The following is a 9,008-nucleotide window of genomic DNA, read 5'->3' on the forward strand; positions in this document are numbered from 1 at the left end:
TTTAGGGGAAAGCGTCCCGATTCAAAACACAACGTTCTTCTTGGACGGTAAAAACCTGCGGGATGATGCAGGGATAGCGCACCGGTCGGCCCCGGCGCGCCGGCCGCCGCTGCCCTGGATCAGCAGGTCACGCTCGCCCGAGGCTTTCAGCCGTCGCACCGCATCGGCCGGATCGCCGGTCAGGCGGTGGCTGTTGGCCCAGGTCAGGGGGGTATCTGGGCCGGCGACCACGAACTTGTCGATGGCGTTGAAGACGCGGCCGATCTCGTCGTCCTGATCGGGCCAGTGGGCGGCGAAGATCTCATAGGTCTTTCGGCCCAGGAGCAGGTCGTAGTCGCGGCCGATCCAGTGATCCATCATCTCGCCGACCGTCTCGTCGAAATGCGGTGCCAGCCAGCCGCCGTAGGGGAAGCCGCCGGTCCAGACCTCGGTCGGACCACCGGGGGCCTGCATCACCCCGTCGAGGGTGAGGAAGGTGGACAGTCGAACCTTGCGCATGGTCAGGCCTGGCCCGGGGTCCAGCCTTCCGACGGAATGGTGTTGACCATCCAGGGGATGCCGAACCTGTCGGTCAGGCTGCCGTAGCCGGGCGACCAGAAGGTCTCCGAGAAATCCATGCCGACCTGACCACCCTCGGCCAGGGCGCGGTAGACGCGACGGCCGTCCTCGATGTCGTCGGTGTGGAAGGTGACGTCGAAGCCGTTCTTGGGCTTGTCGATATTGGGAGCCCACTGGGTGTCCATGTCGGCCCCCATGATCGCCTGGTCGCCGACCTCCAGCCAGCAGTGCATCAGCCAGTCCTTGTAGTGGGGCGGCACCGGCATGTCCGGCGGGCCATCGCCGTAGGGCAGGGCGGCGGTGATCTTGCCGCCCAGCACCTCGGCGTAGAACTCGAATGCGGCTCTGCATTCGCCCTTGAAGCTCAGGCTGGTCACGATCTTCATGGTCGTCTCTCCTGTCGGGGGTTCAGTCGGGGTTGGCGGCCAGCCAGGCTTCCAGTCGGTCCAGGGTGGAGTTCCAGCCGTATTCGTGGCCGGTCAGGCTGCGTTCGGACTTCAGGCCCTCGTGGGTGAAGTCCATGCGGGTGCGGCCGTCGTCGGTCTCGTGCAGGACGACGGTGACCAGGGTGTCGGCGGGCGGGCCGTCCTCGTGGCTCTCGTCCCACCTGAAGCTGAAGACCAGCCGTTCGGGCTCGACGATCTCGCGGTAATGGCCGCCCTGCCACAGGTCCTCGCCGGTCTCGACCGAGCGCAGACCGGCGCGCCATTCGCCGCCCACGCGCAGGTCGTTGAACCCCTCGACCATCGGCCAGTCGACCGGACCCAGCCAGTTCACCCGCATGTCCGGCCGGGTCCACGCCATCCAGACCAGGGCGCGCGGGGCGGCGAAGGTGCGTGTCAGATCCAGCCGGCGCGGCAGCAGCGGCGGCAGGGCGGGCAGGGCGGTTTCGACCAGCGACATGTCACAGGCTCGGCAGGATGGCGTTCAACTGGTCGGCCACCGTGCCCCAGCCGTCGTGGAAACCCATGGCCTCGTGCTGCTTCATGGTTTCCTCGGACCAGTGGCGGGCCGTGGCGACATAGCGGGTCTTGCCGTCGGCCAGGGGCGTCAGCACGATCTCGGCGACCATGAAGGGCATGCCGGCGGGCAGCCAGCCCTTCACGAAGGCGTCGGTGGTGATCCAGCGGCGGTTTGGCTCTACAGCCAGGAAGACGCCGTCGTTCGGCATCACTTCCCCGTCAGGGCGGTGCATGGTGAAGGCGAAACGGCCGCCGACCTCAGGCTCGATCACCGCGTCGGTGATGGACCAGGGCTTGGGGCAGAACCACTGGGCCAGGATCTCGGGCGTCATGAAGGCCTTCCAGATCTTCTCCGGCGTGCCGTTCAGGACGCGGTCGAGCACGAGCGCATGGTTGTGCGCGCCGGTGGCGACGCAGGGGTCGATTTGGGGGTCGATGGTGTCAGTTTCTTGGGCCACGGGGGTCTCCCTTCTGGATCTTGGTCAGGTAGGCGTCGAGGCGGTCGAAGCTGGAGTCCCAGTATCGCCGATAATGTTCCAGCCATTCGGCCACGCCCTTCAGGGCCATGGGCTCCAGCCGCGCGGGGCGCCACTGCGCCTCGCGCCCCCGACTGATCAGTCCGGCCTTCTCCAGCACCTTCAGATGCTTGGAGACGGCGGGCAGGCTCATGTCGAAGGGCTCGGCCAGCTCGTTCACACTGGCCTCGCCCTCGCACAGCCGCGACAGGATGGCCCGACGGGTCGGGTCGGCCAGGGCGGCGAACTTCGCGGAGAGGTCGTCGGTCTGCATGGCGGGACTTTGTGTTGAACTGATCGGTTAAATGGCAGGGGCGTGTGCGCCTGTCAACCGATCGGTTAAATGAAACTGGGGAACGCCCCTCCCGGGGTCTCGTTCATGTCGGACCCAACCGGAGAAACCCATGCGCGCCGTCATCCTGAGCTGCACCCTCAAGCCGTCCCCCGCGAAGTCGAATACCGAGGTCCTGGCCGAGGTGGTCGCGGCGGAGCTGAAGAAGGGGGGCGCGACGGTCGAGACGATCCGGCTGGTCGATCTCAACATCAAGCCCGGCGTCAGCGGCGACGAGGGCGAGGGCGACGACTGGCCCGGTGTCGATGCCAGGCTGAAGGCGGCGAACATCGTCGTCTTCGCCACCCCGACCTGGCTGGGTCAGATGTCCAGCGTCTGCCTGCGTGCGCTGGAGCGTCTGGATGCCTGGTTCGCCGAGACCGACGAAGCGGGGCGCCCCATCGCCTTCGGCAAGGTCGGGGGCGTGGTGATCACCGGCAACGAGGACGGGGCCCACAACATCGTCGCGACGGTGTGCCAGGGCCTGATCGACATGGGCTTCACCATCCCGGGGCAGAGCTGGACCTACTGGCACCTGGGGCCGGGACCGGGGCCGGACTACACCGAGACCGACCAGGGCCACGACTATTCCGACCGCGTGGGCCGCAACGCCGCGCGCAATCTGCTGGCCATCGCCAGGGCGATCACGCCCGAGACCTATCCGGTTCCGGAAAGCGGCGATTAGGGCGGGGATTCAACCCCCACTCCGTCTTCCTCGGACTTGATCCGAGGATCGGACATGGTGGCGAAGGCGGCGTCGAGGGGCTAGACCGGGCGTCGAACCCGTCACGATCGCTGCGGACAATCCGATCCTCGGATCAAGTCCGAGGATGACGGCGGGGAGGAGACATCGCCGTGCTGATTCCTTTGATCGCCGCCCTGGCCCTCCAGTCCGCCCCGGTCTCTGCCGAGGCCGAGGTTGCCGCCGTCCTCGACCAGCTGAACGCCGCGTCCAGCGCCGCGGACGGAAACGCCTATTTCGCCCTGTTCACGCCGGACGCCCGCTTCGTCGGCACCGACGCGACCGAACATTGGACCATCGATGAGCTCCGAGCCTACGCCGCCGGTGCCTTTGGCAGCGAGGGAGGGGGCTGGTCCTATCCCGCGACCGAGCGCGCCATCACCATCGCTTCGATCGAGTGCCGCTGCATCGCCTGGTTTGAAGAGGAACTGGTCAACGAAAGCTATGGCCGGACGCGCGGGTCGGGCGTGATGCGGCTGACCGACGGCGGCTGGAAGATCGAACAGTACGTCCTCAGCCTGGCGGTTCCCAACGATCTCGCCAGTCCGATCGCCCGCATCATCAAGGCCTATGAGACCGCCAAAGAGGCCCCGCTGGCCGGGACGACCGCCCCCTGATGGAGTTCCACGAAGAGGCCTTCGTCCTGTCGGCGCGGGCCCATGGCGACACCGGCGTGGTCGTAGATCTGCTGACCGAGACCCACGGTCGCCACGCCGCCTATGTCGCGGGCGGGGCGTCGCGGCGCATGAAGCCCTTCCTCCAGGCCGGGGCCCGGGTCATCGCCGATTACCGCGCCCGCACCTCCGACCATCTCGGCTCGGCGCGGCTGGAGCCGGTCGGGGAGGGGCCCAGCGGTCTGTTCGATGACGCCCTGGCCCTGGCCGGGCTGGCGGCCGCCGCGTCGGTGGCCCAGGGAGCCCTGCCGGAGCGCGAGGCGCACCCCGGTGCCTTCTTCGCTTTCGAGGCTCTGATGGGGGCCTTCGCCATCCCCGACATCTGGCCCGCCATCTTCGTCCGCTTCGAGGCGGGCCTGCTGGAGGACCTGGGCTTCGGGCTCGATCTGGGATCGTGCGCCGTCACGGGAACGGTCGACGACCTGATCTGGGTCAGCCCCCGCACGGGGCGCGCCGTCAGTTCCGACGCCGGCCGGCCCTATGCCGACAAGCTGTTGAAGCTGCCGCCCTTTCTTCTCGGCGCCCAGGCCGGGTTGGCCGATGGCGACGTCGGCGCCGGCCTCGACCTGACCGGCCACTTCCTTGAACAGTTCGTCTTTCACCCTCAGAATCGCCCCCTGCCGCCGGCGCGGGTCTGGCTGATCGACAAGCTGCGCGACGCTGGGCGTCTGTGAGCGATCACAACGCGTGCTTAAGCGAATCCATTTAGGGTCTGAATCGTTCAGTCCGGATTTCGCCAGCATGTCTTTCGATGCGATCGCAGATTCCGCCTCGCCTCGTCACGCGGACAGCGATCGCGCGGTTGATCTGAGCACCTTCTTCGAGGTGTCGCTGGACCTGCTGATCATCCGGGAACTGGACGGCACCGTGGTCATGGCCAGCCCGTCCTGGCTCACCACGCTCGGTCATCACCCGGCGGACATGGTCGGTCGTCCTCTGCTTCGCCTGGTCCATCCGGACGACATGCCGGGCACCCTGGGCAGCGTGATCGAGGTCGAGACACGCCGGCCGGGCGCGCCGATCGTGGGCTTTCGCAATCGCTACCGGCATCGCGACGGCGACTATCGCATGCTGGAATGGCGCGCCCAGAGGCATGAGGACCGCATCTACGCCGTCGCCCGCGACGTCACCGATCGGGTCGCCGAGGAGCGCGCCCTGATCGAGGCCAAGGCCGCGGCCGAGGCCGCAAGCCAGGCCAAGTCCGACTTCCTCGCCAATATGAGCCACGAGATCCGCACGCCTCTGAACGGCGTGATTGGCATCGTCGACGCCCTGTCGCGCACCGCCATGACGCCCGAGCAGGCGGAGATGGTCGGACTGATCCGCCAGTCCGGCGTGACGCTGGAACGTCTGGTCTCGGACGTGCTCGACGTCTCCAAGATCGAGGCGGGCCAGTTGACGCTGGAAGAGCGTCCCTTCGACCTGGACGAGGCCTTCGCCTCGGCCGCCGAGGTCGCGCGCCAGCGGGCCTGGGACAAGGGCCTGCTGTTCCGCCTCCAGCGCTCGCCGTCCGCCTCAGGCACCTTCATCGGCGACAGCACCCGCATCCGCCAGGTGGTCTCGAACCTGCTGTCCAACGCGATCAAGTTCACCGAGGACGGCTCTGTGACCCTGTCCATCAATCTCGAGCCCGACGACTTCGGTCAGGCCTGGCTGGCGCTGGTGGTCGAGGACACCGGCGTGGGGTTCGACGCCGACCACGCCACCCGCCTGTTCGACCGGTTCAGCCAGGCGGACACCAGCATCACCCGTCGGTTCGGTGGAACCGGCCTCGGGTTGTCGATCTGCCAGTCCCTTGTGGAGATGATGGGCGGCGACATCTCGGCCATGTCGCGCCCGGGCGAGGGCAGCCGGTTCGAGGTGGTCATCCCGCTTCGTCGCGCCGAGGCCGGGGCGGTCGCGGCCCCGGCGCAGCCCGCGGGCCCCGTCGCGCCGCTCGGTGAGCGCCCGCTGCGCATCCTGCTCGCCGAGGATCACCCGACCAACCGCCGCGTGGTCCAGCTGATCCTCCAGGCCCACGATATCGACCTCGTCATGGTCGAGGACGGGGCCCAGGCCGTCGCCGCCTTCGCCGAGAGCCATTTCGACCTGGTCCTCATGGACATGCAGATGCCCGTGATGGACGGCCTGTCCGCGACCCAGGCCATCCGCGCGCTGGAGGCTCAGAGGCGTACCCCCATCGTCATGCTCAGCGCCAACGCCATGGCCGAGCATAGGGAACAGGCGCTCGCCGCCGGCGCCGACCTGCACCTGCCCAAGCCCATCACGGCCGAGACCCTGATCGCGGGCATCCAGACCGCCCTGAGCGCCTGATTCACAACGGCGGACCCGCAGGCTCAGGTCTGGGCTAGACTCGCGGCTTCGCATCCCCGATTCGCTAGGCCATGACCCTCCACACTCCGCCGCCGGAAGGCGGTCGCATCGTCGATGAGCCCATGGGCGAGGCGCTCAGCCGCCGCTATCTGGCCTATGCTCTGTCGACCATCACCAACCGGGCCCTGCCGGACGTGCGCGACGGCTTCAAGCCCGTGCACCGCCGCATCCTCTACGCCATGCAGCAGATGCGGCTGAACCCCCAGGCGGCCGCCCGCAAATGCGCCAAGGTCGTGGGCGAGGTCATGGGCGGCTATCACCCCCACGGCGACGCCTCGATCTATGACGCCCTGGTGCGCCTGGCTCAGGACTTCGCCCAGCGCTATCCGCTGGTCGACGGCCAGGGGAACTTCGGCAACATCGACGGCGATAACCCCGCCGCCATGCGCTACACCGAGTGCAAGCTGACGCCGGCGGCCATGCTGCTGATGGACGGAATCGATCAGGATTCCGTGGACTTCCGTCCCACCTATGACGATCAAGATGAAGAGCCGATCGTGCTGCCGGCCGGGTTTCCGAACCTTTTGGCCAACGGATCGTCGGGCATCGCCGTGGGCATGGCGACCTCCATCCCGCCCCACAATGTCGGAGAGCTGATCGACGCCTGTCTGGTGCTGCTGGACCGCCCGGACGCCACGACCGCCGAGCTGGCCGAGATCGTGCCGGGACCGGACTTTCCGACCGGCGGCGTCGCCGTCGAGGGCCATGCCTCCATCCTCGAAGCCTATGAGACGGGGCGGGGCGGGGTGCGTCTGCGCGCTCGCTGGGCGCGCGAACCGCTGGAACGGGGCGGCTGGCAGGCCGTCATCACCGAGGTCCCCTACCAGGTCCAGAAGGGCAAGCTGATCGAACAGCTGGCCGATCTGCTGGAGCAGAAAAAGCTGCCCCTCGTCGCCGATGTCCAGGACGAGTCGGCCGAGGACATCCGTATCGTCATCGAGCCCAAGAGCCGCAACGTCGAGCCCGAGGCGATGATGGAGACCCTGTTCCGCCTGTCGGATCTGGAGGTCCGGTTCCCGATCAACATGAACGTGCTGGACGCCACCGGCACGCCCGGCGTCCTGGGTCTCAAGGCCTGTCTCCAGGCCTTTCTGGATCATCGCCGCGAGGTTCTGAACCGCCGCTCGCAATGGCGGATCGAGCGGGTCGAGAAGCGGCTGCACCTCTTGGAAGGCCTCCGGATCGTCTTCCTGAACCTGGACGAGGTCATCCGCATCGTGCGCGAAGAGGACCAGCCCAAGGCCGTCCTGATCGCCCGTTTCGGCCTGTCGGAGACCCAGGCCGACTTCATCCTCGACACCCGTCTGCGCCAGCTGGCGCGGATCGAGGAGATGACGATCGAGAATGAATACAAAGCTTTGTCGGAAGAACTGGCGGCCCTGCGTTCGCTGTCGGCGTCGCCCGCCAAACAGTGGAAAGCCATCGGCAAGGAACTGGAGGGGACCCGCAAGGCCCTGGTTTCGCCTCGTCGCACCACCATCGCCGAAGCGGTCGACGCCTCCGCCTTCGTCGCGCCCGAAGCCTACATCCCTCGCGAGGCGATCACCGTCATCCTGTCCGAGCGCGGCTGGATCCGCGCGGTCAAGGGCAAGGTCGAGGACCCCTCGGAGCTCAAGTTCAAGGAGGGCGACGCCCTCGGCTTCCTCGTGCCCGCCTTCACCACCGACAAGTTGCTGGTCGCGGCGTCGGACGGCCGGGTCTTCACCGTCGGGGCCGACAAGCTGGCGTCCGGCCGCGGTCATGGAGAGCCGCTCCGCCTGATGATCGAGCTGGAGGAGAGCGCGGGCATCGTCGCCGTCCTGGCCCACCAGCCAGGGGCGAAGCTGCTGATCGCCTCGAAGGCGGGGTATGGTTTCATCGCGCCGGAGGACGACCTGTTGGCGCAAAAGCGCGGCGGCAAACAGGTGCTGAACGGCGACCTTCTGGCCGCGCTTCGGCTGGGCTCGGCCGACCATGTCGCCACGATCGGCGAGAACCTGAAGACCCTGATCTTTCCCGCCGCCGAACTGCCAGAGATGGGGCGCGGCAAGGGGGTCAAGCTGCAGTCCTTCAAACAGGGCGGTTTGTCCGACGTCACGGTCTTCGACGGCGGCCATGGTCCGGAATGGGTCGATGGCGGTGCTCGTCGTCGCAACTGGCCCGACTGGAAGGACTGGCTGGGCAGGCGGGCGGGGGCAGGGCGCATGGGCCCGAGAGGGCTGCGCAAGTTCCGGTGAACCTTGGGTCTTCGCTCCCGTCTTCGACCTTGGTGCGGTGGCCTAAGGGTTTCATCACAGCGAGCACAGCGGGTTCACAACGGACACGACGACACCGAACGGACGGACAGGTCGCCGACCGTTCACCCCCGATAGCCAGCAAGGAAGGGCGGCTCCGCCGCCAAACCTTTTGGGCCCCCGCTCCCACCGGGACCGATCGGCGCTGCGGACGCGCGCGCGGTCCCGTCGTGTCCGTTGTGAACTCGTTGTGTTCGCTGTGATGAACCTCTTTCGGACCTCAAACCCCAGCCGGACCGTCGAACGAAAATCTCAATCATCCGCGCTCGCCCGGATTCCCCCAACGATCTCAACGCCCGCCGCGCTCGAAGCCCCGCGAACGCGCCCGCATTGACGTGCATGCTACCCTCCCCCTCGGTTCCGTCGCCTGGGAAGGGCGCAAGGCCTTGCGAGCTTGTCGCGGCGGAAGCGGTTGGAGCGGGGGCTCTTGAGGTCCAACGACCGGAGGCCGTGAAGAGCGGTCATCCGGCGTCCCGGGCCGAGGGGGTGGTGTGGGTGACGACGCCGTTCGAAACGAGGGTCCCGGGCTCAAGCAGCTCGGGACCGCGTCCCGGGCGGTAGCCCACCAAAAAGGCGGCGA

General features: G+C 67.6%; 10 protein-coding genes. 5 read left to right on the forward strand and 5 right to left on the reverse strand.

Features of this window, described 5'->3' with window-relative positions:
* Window positions 1-21: 21 nt before the first annotated feature.
* Genes ABN401_RS11175 through ABN401_RS11195 form a run of 5 tightly spaced genes read right to left on the reverse strand, consistent with a single transcriptional unit; the run spans window position 22 to window position 2,309 of the window.
* Complete coding sequence (locus ABN401_RS11175; protein WP_349684922.1) at window positions 22-498, reverse strand: dihydrofolate reductase family protein; 477 nt, start codon at window positions 496-498, stop codon at window positions 22-24.
* A gap of 2 nt (window positions 499-500) precedes the next feature.
* Complete coding sequence (locus tag ABN401_RS11180) at window positions 501-944, reverse strand: VOC family protein (protein WP_349684923.1); 444 nt, start codon at window positions 942-944, stop codon at window positions 501-503.
* A 22-nt stretch (window positions 945-966) separates the two neighbouring features.
* Window positions 967-1,461 (reverse strand): SRPBCC family protein, encoded by a 495-nt coding sequence (locus ABN401_RS11185; protein ID WP_349684924.1) that lies wholly within the window; start codon window positions 1,459-1,461, stop codon window positions 967-969.
* Window position 1,462: 1 nt separating this feature from the next.
* On the reverse strand, window positions 1,463-1,978 hold the full coding sequence (locus ABN401_RS11190; protein WP_349684925.1) for an SRPBCC family protein: 516 nt from the start codon (window positions 1,976-1,978) through the stop codon (window positions 1,463-1,465).
* On the reverse strand, window positions 1,962-2,309 hold the full coding sequence (locus tag ABN401_RS11195; protein ID WP_349684926.1) for an ArsR/SmtB family transcription factor: 348 nt from the start codon (window positions 2,307-2,309) through the stop codon (window positions 1,962-1,964). The genes ABN401_RS11190 and ABN401_RS11195 overlap by 17 nt, the downstream gene beginning before the upstream one ends.
* Before the next feature lie 130 nt (window positions 2,310-2,439).
* On the opposite strand from ABN401_RS11195, the gene ABN401_RS11200 reads away from it, so the two are divergent.
* From ABN401_RS11200 to parC, 5 genes are all read left to right on the forward strand, one after another.
* On the forward strand, window positions 2,440-3,051 hold the full coding sequence (locus tag ABN401_RS11200; RefSeq protein WP_349684927.1) for a flavodoxin family protein: 612 nt from the start codon (window positions 2,440-2,442) through the stop codon (window positions 3,049-3,051).
* A 170-nt stretch (window positions 3,052-3,221) separates the two neighbouring features.
* Window positions 3,222-3,725: a nuclear transport factor 2 family protein gene (locus ABN401_RS11205; RefSeq protein WP_349684928.1), complete on the forward strand. Its 504-nt coding sequence runs from the start codon at window positions 3,222-3,224 to the stop codon at window positions 3,723-3,725.
* Window positions 3,725-4,456, forward strand: coding sequence for a DNA repair protein RecO (gene recO, locus ABN401_RS11210; protein WP_349684929.1), 732 nt, complete (start codon window positions 3,725-3,727; stop codon window positions 4,454-4,456). The genes ABN401_RS11205 and recO overlap by 1 nt, the downstream gene beginning before the upstream one ends.
* Window positions 4,457-4,523: 67 nt before the next feature.
* Window positions 4,524-6,095 carry an ATP-binding protein gene (locus ABN401_RS11215; protein WP_349684930.1) on the forward strand — a complete coding sequence of 524 codons (1,572 nt, stop codon included), beginning with the start codon at window positions 4,524-4,526 and terminating at the stop codon, window positions 6,093-6,095.
* A 71-nt stretch (window positions 6,096-6,166) separates the two neighbouring features.
* Window positions 6,167-8,371 (forward strand): DNA topoisomerase IV subunit A, encoded by a 2,205-nt coding sequence (gene parC / locus ABN401_RS11220; RefSeq protein WP_349684931.1) that lies wholly within the window; start codon window positions 6,167-6,169, stop codon window positions 8,369-8,371.
* The last annotated feature ends 637 nt before the right edge of the window (window positions 8,372-9,008 follow it).

The sequence above is a fragment of the Brevundimonas aurifodinae genome (genome assembly GCF_040195595.1).
Lineage (GTDB): Bacteria > Pseudomonadota > Alphaproteobacteria > Caulobacterales > Caulobacteraceae > Brevundimonas > Brevundimonas aurifodinae.

Excerpts from the sequence above, each read along its gene's own strand:
- ABN401_RS11175 (WP_349684922.1), bottom strand. The coding sequence starts at position 498 with ATGCGCAAGGTTCGACTGTCCACCTTCCTCACCCTCGACGGGGTGATG.
- ABN401_RS11180 (WP_349684923.1), bottom strand. The coding sequence starts at position 944 with ATGAAGATCGTGACCAGCCTGAGCTTCAAGGGCGAATGCAGAGCCGCA.
- ABN401_RS11185 (WP_349684924.1), bottom strand. The coding sequence starts at position 1,461 with ATGTCGCTGGTCGAAACCGCCCTGCCCGCCCTGCCGCCGCTGCTGCCG.
- ABN401_RS11195 (WP_349684926.1), bottom strand. The coding sequence starts at position 2,309 with ATGCAGACCGACGACCTCTCCGCGAAGTTCGCCGCCCTGGCCGACCCG.
- ABN401_RS11200 (WP_349684927.1), top strand. The coding sequence starts at position 2,440 with ATGCGCGCCGTCATCCTGAGCTGCACCCTCAAGCCGTCCCCCGCGAAG.
- recO (WP_349684929.1), top strand. The coding sequence starts at position 3,725 with ATGGAGTTCCACGAAGAGGCCTTCGTCCTGTCGGCGCGGGCCCATGGC.
- ABN401_RS11215 (WP_349684930.1), top strand. The coding sequence starts at position 4,524 with ATGTCTTTCGATGCGATCGCAGATTCCGCCTCGCCTCGTCACGCGGAC.
- parC (WP_349684931.1), top strand. The coding sequence starts at position 6,167 with ATGACCCTCCACACTCCGCCGCCGGAAGGCGGTCGCATCGTCGATGAG.